The organism is Psychrobacter raelei, from assembly GCF_022631235.3.
GTDB classification, from domain to species: domain Bacteria; phylum Pseudomonadota; class Gammaproteobacteria; order Pseudomonadales; family Moraxellaceae; genus Psychrobacter; species Psychrobacter raelei.
In genome coordinates this window covers 3,013,325-3,029,811 of record NZ_CP093310.2, presented here as the reverse complement: position 1 = coordinate 3,029,811, position 16,487 = coordinate 3,013,325, and the positions used below count along the sequence as shown (strand labels likewise).

At 43.5% G+C, this 16,487-nt stretch carries 16 protein-coding genes; 9 read left to right on the top strand and 7 right to left on the bottom strand.

Translation table 11 applies throughout. The features are described from left to right. The first annotated feature begins 217 nt into the window (after positions 1-217). From rpmI to MN210_RS12690, 5 genes are all read left to right on the top strand, one after another. On the top strand, positions 218-415 hold the full coding sequence (gene rpmI / locus MN210_RS12710; RefSeq protein WP_011961529.1) for a 50S ribosomal protein L35: 198 nt from the start codon (positions 218-220) through the stop codon (positions 413-415). 82 nt (positions 416-497) lie between these two features. Continuing rightward, positions 498-854: a 50S ribosomal protein L20 gene (gene rplT, locus MN210_RS12705; RefSeq protein ID WP_007394884.1), complete on the top strand. Its 357-nt coding sequence runs from the start codon at positions 498-500 to the stop codon at positions 852-854. Positions 855-1,090: 236 nt separating this feature from the next. Further along, complete coding sequence (gene pheS, locus MN210_RS12700) at positions 1,091-2,218, top strand: phenylalanine--tRNA ligase subunit alpha (RefSeq protein WP_227535315.1); 1,128 nt, start codon at positions 1,091-1,093, stop codon at positions 2,216-2,218. 108 nt (positions 2,219-2,326) lie between these two features. Next, positions 2,327-4,738 (top strand): phenylalanine--tRNA ligase subunit beta, encoded by a 2,412-nt coding sequence (pheT, locus tag MN210_RS12695; RefSeq protein WP_338412301.1) that lies wholly within the window; start codon positions 2,327-2,329, stop codon positions 4,736-4,738. Between the two features lie 104 nt (positions 4,739-4,842). Continuing rightward, positions 4,843-5,163: an integration host factor subunit alpha gene (locus MN210_RS12690; protein WP_011961526.1), complete on the top strand. Its 321-nt coding sequence runs from the start codon at positions 4,843-4,845 to the stop codon at positions 5,161-5,163. Between the two features lie 164 nt (positions 5,164-5,327). On the opposite strand, the gene MN210_RS12685 is transcribed toward MN210_RS12690, so the two are convergent. Continuing rightward, positions 5,328-5,717 (bottom strand): hypothetical protein, encoded by a 390-nt coding sequence (locus tag MN210_RS12685; protein ID WP_110817191.1) that lies wholly within the window; start codon positions 5,715-5,717, stop codon positions 5,328-5,330. 568 nt (positions 5,718-6,285) lie between these two features. Between MN210_RS12685 and ypfJ the strand changes: the two genes are divergently transcribed. Next, a complete protein-coding gene (ypfJ, locus tag MN210_RS12680; protein WP_011961524.1) occupies positions 6,286-7,164 on the top strand; it encodes a KPN_02809 family neutral zinc metallopeptidase in 879 nt (292 codons plus the stop codon). 170 nt (positions 7,165-7,334) lie between these two features. Here ypfJ and MN210_RS12675 read toward each other — a convergent pair whose 3' ends face one another. The 3 genes from MN210_RS12675 to trxA all read right to left on the bottom strand — a co-directional run bounded on the left by MN210_RS12675 (position 7,335) and on the right by trxA (position 10,259). Further along, complete coding sequence (locus tag MN210_RS12675; RefSeq protein WP_011961523.1) at positions 7,335-7,580, bottom strand: YMGG-like glycine zipper-containing protein; 246 nt, start codon at positions 7,578-7,580, stop codon at positions 7,335-7,337. 318 nt (positions 7,581-7,898) lie between these two features. Further along, positions 7,899-9,167, bottom strand: a complete 1,269-nt coding sequence (gene rho / locus MN210_RS12670; protein ID WP_041773372.1) for a transcription termination factor Rho — start codon at positions 9,165-9,167, stop codon at positions 7,899-7,901. A gap of 765 nt (positions 9,168-9,932) precedes the next feature. Next, positions 9,933-10,259 (bottom strand): thioredoxin, encoded by a 327-nt coding sequence (gene trxA, locus MN210_RS12665; RefSeq protein ID WP_011961521.1) that lies wholly within the window; start codon positions 10,257-10,259, stop codon positions 9,933-9,935. A gap of 303 nt (positions 10,260-10,562) precedes the next feature. Between trxA and MN210_RS12660 the strand changes: the two genes are divergently transcribed. The 3 genes from MN210_RS12660 (at position 10,563) to MN210_RS12650 (ending at position 13,327) form a co-directional block, all read left to right on the top strand. Further along, positions 10,563-11,276, top strand: a complete 714-nt coding sequence (locus tag MN210_RS12660; protein WP_241878747.1) for an RluA family pseudouridine synthase — start codon at positions 10,563-10,565, stop codon at positions 11,274-11,276. Between the two features lie 144 nt (positions 11,277-11,420). After that, positions 11,421-12,527 carry an MBL fold metallo-hydrolase gene (locus tag MN210_RS12655; protein ID WP_011961519.1) on the top strand — a complete coding sequence of 369 codons (1,107 nt, stop codon included), beginning with the start codon at positions 11,421-11,423 and terminating at the stop codon, positions 12,525-12,527. Continuing rightward, on the top strand, positions 12,506-13,327 hold the full coding sequence (locus MN210_RS12650; protein WP_338412300.1) for an SDR family NAD(P)-dependent oxidoreductase: 822 nt from the start codon (positions 12,506-12,508) through the stop codon (positions 13,325-13,327). The genes MN210_RS12655 and MN210_RS12650 overlap by 22 nt, the downstream gene beginning before the upstream one ends. A 133-nt stretch (positions 13,328-13,460) precedes the next feature. On the opposite strand, the gene MN210_RS12645 is transcribed toward MN210_RS12650, so the two are convergent. From MN210_RS12645 to MN210_RS12635, 3 genes are all read right to left on the bottom strand, one after another. Further along, on the bottom strand, positions 13,461-14,072 hold the full coding sequence (locus MN210_RS12645) for a nitroreductase family protein (RefSeq protein ID WP_011961517.1): 612 nt from the start codon (positions 14,070-14,072) through the stop codon (positions 13,461-13,463). A gap of 269 nt (positions 14,073-14,341) precedes the next feature. After that, complete coding sequence (locus tag MN210_RS12640) at positions 14,342-15,274, bottom strand: pirin family protein (RefSeq protein ID WP_011961516.1); 933 nt, start codon at positions 15,272-15,274, stop codon at positions 14,342-14,344. A 183-nt stretch (positions 15,275-15,457) separates the two neighbouring features. Beyond that, the gene (locus tag MN210_RS12635; RefSeq protein WP_011961515.1) at positions 15,458-16,171 is read right to left on the bottom strand and encodes a pirin family protein; all 714 of its coding nucleotides are present in this window, start codon (positions 16,169-16,171) and stop codon (positions 15,458-15,460) included. Positions 16,172-16,487: the final 316 nt, after the last annotated feature.

Below are 16,487 nucleotides of genomic sequence, written 5' to 3'. Positions count from 1 at the left end.
GAGCCATCGCAGGAATTTAGTTGGTTAAAGGCTGAGTATCTGATATAATGCGCGCTTCCCACCTCAAGGCAGTGCTGGAATAGTATTTATAATCCGTGATTTATTAGGGCTTATAGCTACACACCCACTGACGAACAGGTTTTCCCTTGGCTGTTAAGTTAGGTGTCATCTATTAATAGATACGCACTCAGCTGGCAACAAAGAATAAGAGGTTCTTATGAAAGTTAAAATGAAAACAAAACGTGGTGCTGCTAAGCGTTTCAAAAAAACTGCTAACGGCTTCAAGCGCAAACAAGCGTTCAAACGTCACATTCTGACCAAAAAGTCTCCTAAACGTATTCGCCAATTACGTGGTACTAAACTGGTGCACGTTGCTGATGTAGCTGCGGTTCGCCGTATGTGCCCATACATCTAACCCACTTAATTTTCGAAGTTCTTATATTATTGAATATACAGACAGTATAAGTTCAGGCAAATCAATTTATTAGGAGTATCTTATGGCCCGTGTAAAACGTGGTGTTCAAGCAAACCGTCGTCACAAAAAAATCTTAAAGCGCGCTAAAGGTTATTACGGCGCTCGTTCACGTGTTTATCGCGTAGCGGTTCAAGCTGTAACTAAAGCTGGCCAATATGCTTATCGTGACCGTCGCAACAAAAAACGTACTTTCCGTCGTCTTTGGATTGCTCGTATCAACGCTGGTGCACGTTTAAATGGCTTAAGCTATAGCCGTTTCATCAATGGTCTGAAAAAAGCAAACATCGAAATCGATCGCCGTGTACTAGCTGACATCGCTATGCATGACGCTGCTGCATTCACTGCATTGACTGAAAAAGCAAAAGCTGCCTTAGCTTAATTTATTGTAGACAAATTAAGCACTAAGTAGTTTTTATTGTTATAAAAGAAGCCATCGCATATGATGGCTTTTTTTGTTTTATTTGCTTACAATTACTTGAGCGGCTTTAGCATAATTATTATACAAACACGCCTTATAAACTTGCTCTTAATGTGCGGCCAGTATCTGATTTTTCATAAACTTTAGGCGTCTTAAGCCCATATCGCCAATAGCTAACAAACTCTGAGAATGCTTACATGACTCAATCTGACGTTTCACCTAATAACACCTCATCTACTCAAGACAGCACGGCTACCCATACGGCCTCTGAGAGTAAACGTGGCTTAACTGAGCTTATCGCCAGTTTGCCAAGCTTATCGGATGTTTTAAGCGAGTTAACCGAAGCTGAGTTGCAAGACTACGCTCAAGCGGCGCAGTCGGCCGTAAGTGAGATTGCAACCAGTGCTGATCTGCAGCAGATGCGGGTGAATCTAACCGGTAAAAAAAGCGCCTTAACCCAGTGGTCAAAACAGATGGGCAAGCTTGATGCTGAGGCCAAAAAGACCATGGGCGGCTGGCTACACCAGCTGCGTACCCAGATTACCGACAGCCTTAATGCTCAGCAGCAAGTTTTAGAGCAAGCAGCATTGACCGCTAAGCTAAATGCAGAGCGTCTCGATATCAGCTTGCCGGCCCGTGGCCAACAAAAAGGTCAGCTGCATCCAGTGACCATGACTGCGCAGCGCATGCAGCAATTTTTTATGCAAGCAGGCTTTAACGTGGCGACTGGCCCTGAAGTAGAAAGCGATTATTATAACTTCGAGGCGCTCAATATTCCGTCGCACCATCCGGCGCGTGCCATGCACGATACTTTCTACTTTGATGCCCATTACTTGCTGCGTACACACACCAGTCCGGTACAAATTCGCACGATGGAGTCGGGTGAGCCACCAATTCGTATTATTTGTCCTGGCCGTGTTTACCGCTGCGACTCAGACCAAACCCATTCACCTATGTTCCATCAATTAGAGGGGCTAATGGTCACTGAGCGTACCACTTTCGCTGAGCTCAAAGGTTTAATTAACGAGTTCTTAGCTGCCTTCTTTGGTAAGCCGCTTACAGTGCGATTTCGTCCCTCATTCTTCCCCTTCACTGAGCCCTCAGCAGAGGTGGATATCTTAGCGGACAACGGCAAATGGCTTGAGGTGATGGGCTGCGGTATGGTACACCCAAAAGTATTGACCAACTGTGGTATTGATGCCGAAAAATATACAGGCTTTGCCTTTGGTATGGGTATTGAGCGCTTTGCAATGCTGTATTACGGTATTGATGACTTGCGTTTATTCTTCCAAAACGATGTGCGTTTTTTACGCCAGTTTGGCTAAGCTCGGCGCTGATAAATCCGGAGACCCCATATGCTTTAGGGCAGGTTATCTGGTAAATACTTTATACGATAACAGACATAATAATTTGACAGCCTTTTTGAGAATTCTATGAAAATTAGCGAACAATGGTTACGCGAGTGGGTAAACCCCAATAATGATACCCAAGCTTTGGCCGACCAATTAACCATGGCAGGCCTTGAGATTGATGATATCGAAGCGGTCGCTGCCGACTTTAGTGGTGTGGTTGTGGGCGAGGTTATCAGTGTTGAGCAACATCCAGACGCTGACAAATTACGAGTGACTCAGGTCAATATCAACTCTGATGCGCCGCTACAAATCGTCTGCGGTGCGCCCAATGTACGAGTCGGTATGCGCGCGCCTGTGGCCACCATCGGTGCCAAGCTGCCTACCGCAGATGGTCAAGGCTTTAAAATTAAAAAAAGCAAGCTGCGCGGTGTGGAATCACAAGGTATGCTGTGCGGGGCATCAGAAATTGATCTGCCTGATGTGGTAGATGGTTTGCTTGAGCTGCCAGATGATGCGCCCATCGGCACAGACATTCGTGAGTATCTGGGTCTGGACAATAAGATATTAGACATCTCAATTACCCCAAACCGTGGTGATTGCTTTAGTGTGCGCGGTATCGCCCGTGAAATTGGCGTCATTAATGGTTTGCCAATTACCGCCCCAGAGGTTACGGCTCAAGCCGATGAAGTACAAGCATCACAAGCAGTAACTGTTGAGGCCACCGAGGCGTGCCCACGTTACTTAGCGCAGCCTGTACTTGAGATTGACCGTAGTATTGAGACACCAGATTGGATGCAAAAGTCCTTATTACAAAGTGGTCAGCGTTTACATAATTTTTTAGTAGATGTGACCAACTATGTCCTATTAGAGCTGGGTCAGCCGTTACATGCTTTTGATGCCGATAAGATTGTGGGCGATATTCAAGTACGTATGGCCAAAGCTGGTGAACAGCTAGAGCTGCTTAATGAGCAGACCGTAACTTTGACAGGTGACGAGTTGGTTATCGCGGATGACCAAGGCATCTTGGCCTTAGCGGGTATTATGGGTGGTATGCGAAGTAGTGTGAGCGATAGCACCACCAATATTGTGTTAGAAAGTGCATTTTTTGATCAATTGGCCATAGCCGGTCGTGCTCGCCGGTTTGGCTTACACACGGATGCCTCACAGCGCTTCGAGCGTGGGGTGGACTTTGAGCTGCCATTGACGGCGCTGCGCCGTGCAGTAAATTTAATCAGCAGCATAGCTCACGGCAAAGCCGGTCAAATTACCGTCATTGAACACAGTGATAAACTGCCAAAACGGGTACCTGTACAGCTGCCTTTTAATAAAGTTGCAGAAGTTATTGGCATTGAGATAGAAAAACAGCGTATTATTGACATACTCACTCAGCTTGAGATTGACGTTGAAGTGAGCGAGCAAGATGGCAATACCGTATTTAATTGCTTGCCACCAAGCCACCGCTTTGATATTGAAATCAAAGAAGATTTGATTGAAGAGATTGCCCGCATCTACGGTTATGACAATATTCCAAGTACCTTGCCTAAGCTAGGCGTGGACATGCGTTATGATGACACCGCTGACTTAACCCATCGCTTAAAACTGGCGATGGTAGATGCCGGTTATATGGAAGCCATCAGCTTTAGCTTTAGTGATGAAAAGATTGAAAATATCTTAGATGACGTCAATTTGGGTAACTTATTGGCATTGGCCAATCCCATTTCATCAGATTTAGCCGTCATGCGTCGCACCTTGCTATCAAGCCTAATCCCTTGTGTGCAATATAATTTGAACCGTCAGCAGCCTCGGGTGCGCTTCTTTGAGACGGGTCTAAGCTTTGTGGGGGCTACCATAGATGAACTGGTGCAAACGCCAAGCTTAGCTATTGTGGCCACAGGTGATGTATATCCTGAACAGGCGCACAGCAATCGTGCTATGGACTTCTTCGACCTTAAGCATGATGTTGAGCAGTTGCTACCTGCAACACTGGATGAATCACGTATCAGCTATCAGCGTAGTGAGTTGGCATTTTTACACCCAGGCCAAAGTGCTGAGCTGTTAATTGATGGTGAAGTGGTGGGCTGGCTGGGTCAATTACACCCCAGTGTGGCACAGAAGCTTGATTTGCCAAGCACTTGGGTGGCGCAGTTGGCATTGGCCCCAATTTTGGGTCAAGCGCGCGCTGTTCAAAGCATCACTAGCCCATCGAAGTTCCCCCAAGTGCGCCGAGATATTGCTTTATTGGTGGATGCTGAAGTTTCACGTCAGGCCTTGTCTCAAAGCATTCGCCAAGCTGGTGGCGCGTTATTGCAACAGCATTGGTTATTTGATGTTTATCAAGGTGAGCATACACCACAGGGCATGCGTTCAGTAGCCTTTGCCTTAGTATGGCAAGACCCTGCTCAGACTTTATCTGATGACGTGGTCAATGATGCGATGCAAAAAGTGATTGCTGCACTACAAACTGAGCATGGGGCACAGTTAAGAGACAGCTAAAAAAGTGGGGGTCTACTGAGTAGGATGCTTGGTAGATACCCTCTATGAAATCTCCCCGGTCATGATGACTATTTAAAAGGGTTTTACACGATAAGGAAGCCGTAATGAAAGCAAAAAACTCAGAGACACAAACATTAACCAAAGCAGATATTATTGATCATTTGGTGGTTAAGTTTGGTTTTACCAGACAACAAGGCCGCATGCTAGTAGATTCATTTTTTGATGAAATCTATGATAATTTAGTAGGTGGTAAGGATGTTAAGCTATCAGGCTTTGGTAATTTTATTCTAAAAGATAAAAAAAGCCGGCCAGGACGCAATCCTAAGACGGGGGAGGAGGTAGAGATATCAGCTCGCCGTGTCGTCACTTTCAAAGCAGGTCAAAAATTACGCCGCCAAGTAGACGAAAGTCAGCTACAGGCATAAGCTTTATAAGTAGTTAGGTCAATTAGATGGCGTGTTGGAGGCTATATTTGTCTAGTAGCTTCCGCACTGCAAACAAAAAAAGAGAGCCAATGGCTCCCTTTTTTTTGTGCTATTACAAAGTAAAGTTACTAGGCAATAGACAGGTCTAAAGCTATATTACTGAATTACTGAGCAGTAGTAGTCTCAGTAGTAGTAGTCTCAGTAGTAGTAGTAGCAGTGTCTGCAGCAGCAGTATCAGCGGCAGCAGCAGCTTCAGCGTTAGCGTCAGTACCAGCAGCTTCTAAGTTGTTAGCTTCTTCAGTAGCTTCTGCATCACCAGCAGCAGCAGCAGCTTCTGCATCAGCAGCAGCGGCTTGAGTGTCAGCTAAAGCAGCGTCTGCAGCAGCAGTTTCTTCGCCTTCAGCAGCGGCTTGATCAAGCTCAGCAGATGCGTCTTGTAGCTCTTCTTGAGCGTCGTTTACATCTTCAACAGCGTTTTCTTTGTTGCTGTCACAAGCTGCTAGGCCCATAGTAGCTGCCATTAAACCTGAAAGTGCAAGTAGCTTAAGTTTCATAATTTTCTCCAAGAAAGTGAAATATAACTGACAAAACGCATTATAAAAAGTTACGCAGCAATAGGAAGTATTGTTGTCATTAAACTTGATATAAATCAAATTTCGTAGAGTCAGAATTCGTTAGCGATTATACATCACTAATATTACAAGTGAAAGTAAATTTGGTTAAAGATTGTATTTAGATACAATTTTTAACGTAACATGCGACTTATAGTAATCGGACCATTGCCACTGTTGGCTAAACAAATATACAAAATAGCTATTTATAAAGTTTGCAGGTGCTCTAAACTCTAATCCTATATGGTTGCATATAATATAGGTTTGCTAGTAAAAAGCTATAAAATACTTTAGGTAAAAAGTGACTAATTGTAAATATAGACAGTTTTAGCAGCACAAGTTTTGATAATAGTGCCTAATATGTGCTAATTATACTTTTTCACTGAGCAAACTGCATCTATAATTTTATATAAAGCGTAATTATTTATCTCTAAATTCTCTCTGACGTTGTTAACACATAGCATTTGACGACTATATAAAACAATTTATCTAATATTCGAGGCGTATATCGATGAAATGGCGTGGTAGAAGTGGCAGCTCAAACGTACGTATGAGTGGCGGTAAGGCTGCAGGTGGTGGTATCTTTGGTATTATTATTGGTTTGGTATTGTGGCTGGTATTTGGGGTGAACCCCATGACCGCTTTTCAGACAGGCCAATCTATGACAGCAGGCAGTAGCAGCAGCACGCAGCCTCTCGATGATGAAGGCCGCGATGCACAATTCGTATCTGTGGTATTAAAGGACACTGAAGCGGTTTGGCAAGAGGTATTTCAAGAACTAGGTAGCCGCTATCAGGAGCCTACCTTGGTGCTGTTCAATGGTAGTGTTAATTCAGCTTGCGGTAGTGCCACCTCAGCGACCGGCCCATTTTATTGCCCAGGCGATCAGCAAGTGTACTTGGACACCTCATTTTTTGCAGAAATGCGTCACAATTTAGGTATTACCGGCGATCAACAAGGATCAGGTGATTCTGAAAACGCAGACAAAGCAGGTGACTTTGCTCAAGCCTATGTCATTGCGCATGAGGTCGGCCACCACGTTCAAACCCTGCTTGGTACCTCACAAAAGGTAAATGAAGCACGCCGCCAATTGAGTGAAGCACAAGGCAATCAGCTCTCAGTTCGCCAAGAGTTACAGGCTGACTGTTATGCTGGGGTGTGGGCCAACCGCAATCAACAGCGCGTTCAGTTTTTGGAAGAGGGTGATATCGATGAGGCACTACAAGCGGCCAGTCAAATTGGCGATGATCGCTTAGCACAAGCCAGTGGCCGTGCTGTTATGCCTGATAACTTCACCCATGGTACCAGCCAGCAGCGCGTTAACTGGTTTACTCGTGGCTTTCAAAGTGGCGATATCCGTAATTGTGATACCTTCTCAGGAGCGATTTAGTTTTTGGCATTTAGTTTTTGGTATAGTCTGGATATATAGTCTGGATATAGTCTCGATGTTATCTTATCCTTATCCTCTACAGTCGGTGGTTTTACGGCGATAGATGACAAAGAAGCCTGCAATTGCAGGCTTCTTTTTATCGGCTGAGTTTAATCTAATATGGCTTTAGATTAGTTAGTGTGGTCGATAACGTAACCGGTACCACCACCTAATACAGCACCTACCGCAGCACCTTTAGCGATATCTTTGCTGTCGCCTTTACTTTTAATAAGAGCACCAGCAACCGCGCCTGCTGTGGCACCTTTGGCAGTATTGCTCATATTGTTGTAGTTGTAGCCACCTGTTGAGTTACAGCCTGCCATCAGTAGAGCAGAGCTGGTCATTGTAGCGAGAGCTAAAGTTTTGGCAAGTTTCATAATATATTCCTTGGAGTTAAAGCTTATTAATCCTAAGCGTGAAGTGACCTTAAGTAAATAAGCAAATTAGAAAGCTTTAAAAAAGCACTAATACACTAAAATGAGTCAGGCCTGATTTATAGTTCATGTTATTTATAATTCATATTACCTTAGTACTGCATAAAAACTGTATCAAAATAGCTAACCTATACCTTCAATACGTAATTGTTGTTACACCTATGTATCGATTTTGCCAACCTATCAAGCTTTTTTAGTTGGCTATATAAATAAAGGCCACTGAATCAGTGGCCTTTATTTATATAGCTTATCTTGAGCTTATTAGTTTTGTGATTTGCGCTTCATTTGATCGAAAAAGTCGTCATTGGTCTTGGCTTCTTTTAAGCGATCTAATAAGAACTCAGTGGCTTGTACGCCATCCATAGGCTGTAGCAGTTTACGCAAAATCCAAACTTTACGCAGCGTATCTTCGTCAAGCAAGCGCTCCTCACGGCGGGTGCCTGATTTTTTGATATTAATGGCTGGGAATACTCGTTTTTCGGCTAAGTCACGCTCAAGGGTAATCTCTTGGTTACCCGTACCTTTGAATTCTTCAAAGATAACGCTGTCCATTTTACTGCCCGTATCAATCAGCGCAGTTGAAATGATGGTTAAGCTGCCCCCTTCCTCGATATTACGTGCCGCACCAAAGAAGCGCTTGGGCTGGGCTAGAGCGTTGGCATCCACACCACCAGTCAACACTTTACCTGATGAGGGCACCACAGTGTTATAGGCACGAGCCAATCGGGTAATTGAATCTAATAAAATCACCACATCTTGCTTATGTTCTACCAAGCGCTTGGCTTTTTCGATGACCATCTCAGCCACTTGAACGTGACGCTGTGGCGGTTCATCAAAGGTTGATGCAACCACTTCACCGCGCACAGTACGCTGCATTTCGGTCACTTCCTCTGGGCGCTCATCGATAAGTAGTACAATCAGATAGCATTCAGGGTTATTGCGGGTAATAGATTGAGCGATGGTTTGTAGTAGAACAGTTTTACCGGCTTTGGGCGGCGCCACGATAATGGAGCGCTGGCCTTTACCAATAGGGGCGATTAAGTCAATGACACGTCCGGTTAAGTCTTCGGTTGTACCATTGCCCATCTCAAGCTTTAATTGCTCGGTGGGGAATAGTGGGGTTAAGTTCTCGAAGATTAATTTGTGACGTGAGCGATCTGGGGTATCGAAGTTGATTTCACCCACTTTAAGTAAGGCAAAGTAACGTTCTGAATCTTTTGGTGGACGGATGGTGCCGGCAATAGAGTCGCCTGTTTTTAGGCTAAAGCGGCGGATTTGGCTTGGGCTTACATAGATGTCATCAGGTCCAGCCAAATAAGAGCCTTCTGAAGATCTTAGGAAGCCAAATCCATCAGGAAGCACTTCAAGTACCCCGTCGCCGTAAATGGCTTCACCATTTTTGGCATGCTTTTTTAAAATAGCAAAGATGATGTCTTGTTTGCGGCTACGTGCCAAATTATCGAGCCCCATTTCTTTTGCTATATTTAGCAATTCAGCAACGGAGTTCTTTTTTAGTTCAGTCAGGTTCATAGAGGTTTCGTTCGATGGTTGTTGAGTCATAGTCAGCTGCCGGTACGCCTAAAAACTAAGCATATGCAATAAATGATAATGGTGTAGGCGACAAAAGGCCTGCGCTACACGTAGATAGAGTTGGTAAAAAACAAAAGTAGGAAAATGGTTGTGTCATTAGCATGAAGAATCTTACTTAATTCAATAAGATTTATAGTCCATTAGGTAAAGATAAGCGCACAGCTTATTAACTTCTTAAAATATAAAGTATGTATCAGGTACAGATGGGATATACGGTTATGCAAGACAGTGAGAAAAGATGTTTTGATTGTCAGTATGCTGCTTACTTTAGCCACGCATTAAGCTGTATATATTTAATACAGTCACTATTATAACGAAGTAAATTTGGCCTGTAGCCATTGGCATCATCAATAAAGGCTATCCACTGGCGTATGGGTCGACAACTGCGCAAGATTGAATAGGATTGTGTTAATAAAAGATGATAAAGCAAAGATTGCGTGCAGATAAGTGTGAGCTTGTCATAGTTAAATCTATGTCGCACACCATTTCTAATGGGGGCTCGCAAATTGACAATAGGTATTCTCTAGGAGTTAAACTATACGGTGTTTACCCTTATCATGTCAATGTTTTTGTTGCAGTAAATCAGATTTTTGCGACGCTTAGCACAAAAAAAAGCGACCATAACAATAACAGTCGCTTTTTTATCGCTGCCTATATCAGGCAAGCCTACTTACTTTATAGCGGTTAATGACCGCGTATAAGCGCTTATAGATGCTTGTCTAGTAAAGCGGCTAGATCTGACTTTGGCTGTAGACCCATAACTGTATCTACTTTTTCACCACCTTTAAATACCATTAAAGTTGGGATGCTACGGATGCCGAAGCGGCTGGCAGTTTCTGGGTTTTCATCGACATCAATCTTAACAATTTTAACTTTACCATTGTAGTCATCAGCAAGCTCTTCTAGTACAGGCGCGATGGCTTTACAAGGACCACACCACGCTGCCCAAAAATCTACCAGTACAGGCACATCAGACTGAGCAACATCTTGTTCGAAGTTTGAGTCGGTTGAATTAACGATTAAATCTGACATAATTTTTTCCTTTTGTGGATGTTAAAATCTGAATAAAACAGTACAGACATCAGCGGCCAGCTATATTATTTACTGCGTTTATTGCCGGTTTTCACTGAAGGACTATCTTCAAAAACTGCCGTGTCTGAATCATAAGGTATATATTACCATTTATTGCACTAAATTTTGTCTTTGAGCCGTTAAGTATGGTTAATAATTGGTATCAGTTGGATTGATGGTATACTGCCATGCTCAGTTATTGGCCAAAAAATTGGCTAAAAAGCCACTGTGCTTATTTTTTTATTCTCAAATTTGTGATCTACTATGGCAATCTCGATAGAAACTGTAAACCAATTAAACCTTAAAGAAGCGGCCCGTGACACTCAGTTTTTCAAAGACTTTATGACCCAAGTTACTGTCTATGAAGATGAGGATTTATTGTTGGTGGATAAGCCTGCCGGTCTTTTAAGCATCGATGGCAAGGACTTAAAGGTCAGCTTGCTTTCTCGCTTAGAGCGTGCCAATCCAGAAGTAAAACTCATTCATCGCTTGGATATGGACACCTCGGGGCTCATGATATTTGCCAAAAACAAACAGGCACAGACTCACATCAGTAAGCAGTTCATCGAGCGCATCCCGCAAAAGGAATACCAAGCGATTGTACAAGGCACGCTTGCCATACCTGGCAAAAAAGGCGAGATAAATATACCCGTACGTTATGAGCCAAGTATTAAGCCCAAGCACGTGGCCGACCCTGAGTGGAAAAAGCATGCGCTAACCCATTATGAGGTACTGCATCATGAGCTGCGCAAAGGCCAACCGGTAACCCGAGTGGCGCTACATCCTGTAACTGGTCGCAGCCATCAATTAAGGGTGCACATGGTGCATTTGGGCCATGTGATTATCGGTGATCCTATTTATGCCGAAGGTGAAGCGCTTAGCTTGGCGCCAAGGCTTAACCTACATGCCCATAAACTGCGCCTAAAACATCCCACTATGAACACTTGGATGGCCTGGGAGAGTGCAGTGCCATTTTAAAGCTTAACTACTGATACGCGTCCTTAGCTTTAAAAAATGTTACTTATGAAAACTGATGAAGTCTCAATTGAGGCTTTTAATCTCTTGCGACAAGTAGTATTTTATTTAAGTAGATATAAGACACTGAACTACAAGGACCGTATCATGAGCATTATTCATTCAGCTTCTCATTTTAAATCGGCCCGTGACGCTGCCAAGCCCCTACATAGAGTAGAGGAGGTGCGTGCTGCGGCTGAAGATTTCCGCAAAACTATGCTGGCCAACCCAAAGGTTAAGTTTTATAAGACCTTTGAGTTGATCAGAATACCTTATCCCACCAAGTATGGCTATCTTAATGCCTACGCCTTGCCTACGCCCTATATGCACATCTGTAATAAGCTGTTTGTCATTCAGTTTGATAGCGAGGAGGGGATTAAGACCTTGCTGGTTAGTCCTTCTGATTGGGAAAATCAGCGTGATACACCTTACTTTTACCATATGCTAGAGGATATGGGGGTTTTATCTAAGCCAGTTGAAAAGATGATTGTTCGAGCCAGTGATACTGTGCTTAGCGCTATTGCCAAGCTAGGTTTGGCTCCTGAAGATGTAGACTATATTACCTATGACCACTTGCATACCCAGAATCTCACCCGCTGGCTGGGCGGTAATGGTCAAGCGGCCATCTTCCCCAATGCTAAGCTATTGGTGATGCGCGAAGAGTGGGAAAGTACCCAAGCTTTGCTGCCGTGGCAGAATCAGTGGTATTGCCCAGGCGGTATCGACGGCATTGACGACAGTCGGATTGAGATTCTCGATGGCGACGTATTTTTGGGAGATGGTTCGGTAGCCTTGATGCATACTAAGGGTCACACCGAGGGCAACCACTCTATCGTGGCACATACCGATCAAGGCCTATTGGTCACCTCAGAAAATGGCGTGAGCATGGACGCCTATGCGCCGCAGCATTCTAATATTAAAGGCTTAGCAAAATATGCCGAACTTACTGATGCAGAAGTGGTGATGAATGGCAATACATTGGAATATGGTATCGATCAGTATTTGTCTATGATTCAAGAGAAAACGGTGGCGGGCCCTTATCCAAAAGATGAGCGCTTCTTTAATATGGCACTTTCATCTGAGTCTGCCGGCTATTATCTGTTCCCTGGTACCGCCCCTACCGTACGTATGGGTGAGTTAGAATTTGGTACCTTTACACCAAAAACAACCAAAGCTAAAAAAGGGGGTGGCCTGTGGCGCAAACTTATATCGTAACTGGTGCTGCTTCAGGTATCGGCCGTGCTTTATGCGAGCGGCTGCTGACAGACAAAGGCAATCAAGTTTGTGCCTGTGATATCAACTATGAGGCCCTAACGCAGATTTATGCCAATCATAAATTGGCAGATGCCGGTGGTTCGCTAATCTTGCAGCAGTTAGATGTGCGCGATGTGCAGCAGTGGCAAGAGGTCGTTAACACGGTGATAGCTCAGTGGCAGCACATTGATGTGATGTGTAATATAGCAGGGGTCTTAAAAGATAACTGGATTGCAGATATTGCCCTTCCTGATGACGTTGATTTACACTTTGATATCAATGTCAAAGGCACCATCTTTGGGACCCAAAGTGTGGTAGATACCATGCGTAATCAAGGCAGTGGTCATATTATTAATGTGGCATCGTTGGCGGCGTTATCACCTGTACCAGGTTTGTCACTATACAGTGCCAGTAAGTATGCGGTGCGTGCTTACTCCCTAGCAGCTGGCATGGAGCTTGAAAAATACGGCATCGCAGTGACTACCTTATGTCCAGATGCAGTACAAACACCGATGCTCGATCAGCAAAAAGATAAAGAGCAGGCAGCATTGACCTTCTCTGGCAGTCGTACGTTAACGGTGGATGAAGTGGTTGATGCCATTGTCGGACCGGTACTAAAAAAACGTCCTTTTGAAATGGTTCTACCGCCAAGCCGTGGTGTGGTGGCAAAAATTGCCAATATTTTTCCGCAGACCACAGCCAATTTTGTGGATAGCTTCCGTAAGCAAGGGGCCAAAAGACAAGACAAGAGTAAAAATTAAACCACCGCTAATCAACTTACTGTCATCCCTACCCATAAAAAAGCAGCCCTAATTTCTTAGGGCTGCTTTTTTTGGATAAACTTTATGAGTAGCGTTTATCAGGGCTCTTTGGACAGCAGTATTGGCCAGTTAATTATAGACCGAATACTTTTAGGCGGCTGTCAACAGGAGCGAATTGTTTTTCGCCTGCAGGCTGCTCGATACCACCGAATACTAATTGAGCAACAAGGTCCCACTCAGGGTCGATATTCCAAGTGCTGTCAACTTCTTCATCAATGATTGGGTTGTAGTGCTGTAAGCTTGCGCCAATGTTTTGGCTAGCTAGAGCAGTCCAAACTACGTACTGATGCATAGCGCTAGCATGCTCTGACCATACTGGGAAGCGGTCTGCGTATAGTGCGAAGTTTTCTTGTAAACCTTTAACAACAGTTTGATCTTCATAGAACAATACTGTACCAGCGCCCGCTTTGAAGCTGTCAATTTTTTGTTTGGTGCTTTCAAAAGCAGTATCGTCATTTACGATAGCACGTAGCTTGTCTTCAGTGATTTGCCATAATTTTTTGTGGTCTTCACCAAATAGTACAACCAGACGGCTTGACTGAGAGTTAAAAGCTGATGGCGTGTGCAATACAGCGTGCTCAACTAACTTAACGATCTCTTCTTTAGATACTGGTAGTTGATCGTTGATAGCGTAGATAGAACGACGTGCTTCTGCTAGTGTTTGAAATGCTTGTAGATTTGACATAATAATACTCCAATTTATGAGTGGATGTTATTAAAAGTGAGATTAGCTCATTTAGTACAGGTCGTCATTTATTATTAAATACTACAAGAGGTAGGGCAAATAAAATCACTTACGGTTATAAGCAGCCACCAGTTGCTGAGTATCTAGGTCGAGTCAACGCCTGTGGAAACAACTGGAGCTAATTATAAAATAAATAAAAAACTTCGCCACTAGTTTTTTGTAATTTTATTTAAACAGTGCGACCTATTATTTAAATAATTCTAAAGAGATTATTCTTTAAAACCTTCAGGTAAAGCAGGGGCTTCTAATCGTTTTAGATCAGAGTCTACGTTACCAAAACGTGGGTGATTATTATTCCAATCATTAATGGCCAGTTCAATATCTGCTTTGTTATCAGCAACGAAGTTCCACCACAGTAGCACTTTTTGATTCAATGGCTCACCGCCTAACAACATAAAGCGAGCGCCTTTTTTACCTGAAACTTTAATGGTTGTTGTCTCAGAGATGTCATCAAAACGGATTAATTCGTTTTGTTTGTACTGCTGGCCTTGATACTCGATACCATCTACAACCATTAAAATACCGTATTCAAAACCAGGCTCTAAGGTCAGCTCAACGTCATCGTCTTGAGTCATGTGCACATCTAGACCAATAAGTTTGGTGTACTGAATAGTCGGTGCTTCGTAGCTGTCACCTTGTGGCGTGGTGTAGCTACCGGTGGTTAGTACAAAATCAGCAGTATCAGTAGACCAGCTTGGTAGCTCTGGGTAGTGATGGAAGTTACGTTCAATTTTTTGATCAAGCGGTAGCGCAATCCACAGCTGAACCATATTCATACCACGCCAAGCATCAGCAGAGCCGCCCGTTTCTGGGAATACGCTTTGCTCAGTGTGACTGATACCCTGATCGTTACCAGTACCTGCCGTCATCACGTTGACTTGGTTTTTGGTAATCAATTGTTCATTGCCGATGCTGTCTTTGTGTAGGACTTCACCTTCAATCATCCAGCTGAAAGTTTGTAGGTTGATGTGTGGATGGCGACCCACTTGCATACCCTCTTCATCGTCACCAAATTCGGCAGGACCAGCATGATCCATGAAGCACCAAGCACCAATAGGACGCTTGCCTTTATTTGGTAATAAACGAGCAATGGGAATACCACCGACATCAGCGATACGGGGTTCAAGAATTTCAGTTTTCATAATAGACCTCGATTTGTCGTTATAAAAAAATTAGCAAAACTCAGCTAAAGGCTGCTCTAGCTTGGGGGATAATAAAGTAGTCACTTATTGTCGTTTCTTCAGTAGGCACGTGGGTAATTATTTGTTTAATTATTGTCGGTTAATGCACCATCTGCTGCTACGCTTATTTAGAAGTTCATTTATTTAGAAGCTCATTGGGACATCTATGACAAGAATTTGAGCATCCTCAATCACATCCATTGTGAAGTTTTTGGTATCGGTGATACCAAGCCCATCACGAGGCTCTAGGGTATTACCATTAATCACCACTTTGCCTGAGATAACAAACACATAAGCACCATTAAGAGTACTACGTAAGCTATAAGTTGTGGTCACACCTTTGTCAAACTCACCGATACTAAACCAAGCGTTTTGATGGATCCATACGCCAGCATCTTCTGGATTAGGGGAGAGCACTTGGTTGAATTTATTGCGCTGGAGCAGTTCTACCAAGTTTACTTGTTGATAGCGTGGTGCCACATCCATCTTATTGGGCACTACCCAAATTTGCAAGAATTTGACTGGATTTTCGTCATCATCGTTCATCTCAGAATGGACCACACCAGTACCGGCCGACATTACCTGAATTTCACCACTACGAATGGTGCCATAGTTGCCCATACTGTCACCATGACGAAGTCTGCCAGACAGCGGAATGCTAATGATTTCCATATTGGCATGGGAGTGATCGCCAAAGCCCATCCCTCCTTCAACATGGTCATCATTGATCACACGCAAGGCACCAAAGCCTACGCGCTTGGGATCATAGTAGTCAGCAAAGCTAAAGGTATGCTTACTTTTAAGCCAACCGTGGTGAGAGCCGCCACGACTTGTGGCTGGGTGATGGACGGTCTTCATACCTGCCCCTTATGTCAGTAATATGTTATTTAATTATTTTATAAGCACTGTTTAAGTTTTATTAAGCTATCTTAATAAAGTCAGATATAAATTTAATATGACTACATAATAGTATCTTTGAAAAATAATTCAAGTCAGGACAATTTATTTTTACCAAAATCAATCAAAGTTGCCTAGAATGGCGGCTTAATTAAGGGGTAGTGGGTTAAATATATGACCCAATCCTGAAGATTTGGTTAAGCAAATGATACAGTTAATACACAGTATAACTAGACGCTTGCTTTGCTAGTGAGTATCATCACTAGTCAATGCTATT

What these genes read in the sequence shown, in the direction of transcription:
- rpmI (WP_011961529.1), top strand. Translation starts at nt 218, where the DNA reads ATGAAAGTTAAAATGAAAACAAAACGTGGTGCTGCTAAGCGTTTCAAA.
- rplT (WP_007394884.1), top strand. Translation starts at nt 498, where the DNA reads ATGGCCCGTGTAAAACGTGGTGTTCAAGCAAACCGTCGTCACAAAAAA.
- pheS (WP_227535315.1), top strand. Translation starts at nt 1,091, where the DNA reads ATGACTCAATCTGACGTTTCACCTAATAACACCTCATCTACTCAAGAC.
- pheT (WP_338412301.1), top strand. Translation starts at nt 2,327, where the DNA reads ATGAAAATTAGCGAACAATGGTTACGCGAGTGGGTAAACCCCAATAAT.
- MN210_RS12690 (WP_011961526.1), top strand. Translation starts at nt 4,843, where the DNA reads ATGAAAGCAAAAAACTCAGAGACACAAACATTAACCAAAGCAGATATT.
- MN210_RS12685 (WP_110817191.1), bottom strand. Translation starts at nt 5,717, where the DNA reads ATGAAACTTAAGCTACTTGCACTTTCAGGTTTAATGGCAGCTACTATG.
- ypfJ (WP_011961524.1), top strand. Translation starts at nt 6,286, where the DNA reads ATGAAATGGCGTGGTAGAAGTGGCAGCTCAAACGTACGTATGAGTGGC.
- MN210_RS12675 (WP_011961523.1), bottom strand. Translation starts at nt 7,580, where the DNA reads ATGAAACTTGCCAAAACTTTAGCTCTCGCTACAATGACCAGCTCTGCT.
- rho (WP_041773372.1), bottom strand. Translation starts at nt 9,167, where the DNA reads ATGAACCTGACTGAACTAAAAAAGAACTCCGTTGCTGAATTGCTAAAT.
- trxA (WP_011961521.1), bottom strand. Translation starts at nt 10,259, where the DNA reads ATGTCAGATTTAATCGTTAATTCAACCGACTCAAACTTCGAACAAGAT.
- MN210_RS12660 (WP_241878747.1), top strand. Translation starts at nt 10,563, where the DNA reads ATGGCAATCTCGATAGAAACTGTAAACCAATTAAACCTTAAAGAAGCG.
- MN210_RS12655 (WP_011961519.1), top strand. Translation starts at nt 11,421, where the DNA reads ATGAGCATTATTCATTCAGCTTCTCATTTTAAATCGGCCCGTGACGCT.
- MN210_RS12645 (WP_011961517.1), bottom strand. Translation starts at nt 14,072, where the DNA reads ATGTCAAATCTACAAGCATTTCAAACACTAGCAGAAGCACGTCGTTCT.
- MN210_RS12640 (WP_011961516.1), bottom strand. Translation starts at nt 15,274, where the DNA reads ATGAAAACTGAAATTCTTGAACCCCGTATCGCTGATGTCGGTGGTATT.
- MN210_RS12635 (WP_011961515.1), bottom strand. Translation starts at nt 16,171, where the DNA reads ATGAAGACCGTCCATCACCCAGCCACAAGTCGTGGCGGCTCTCACCAC.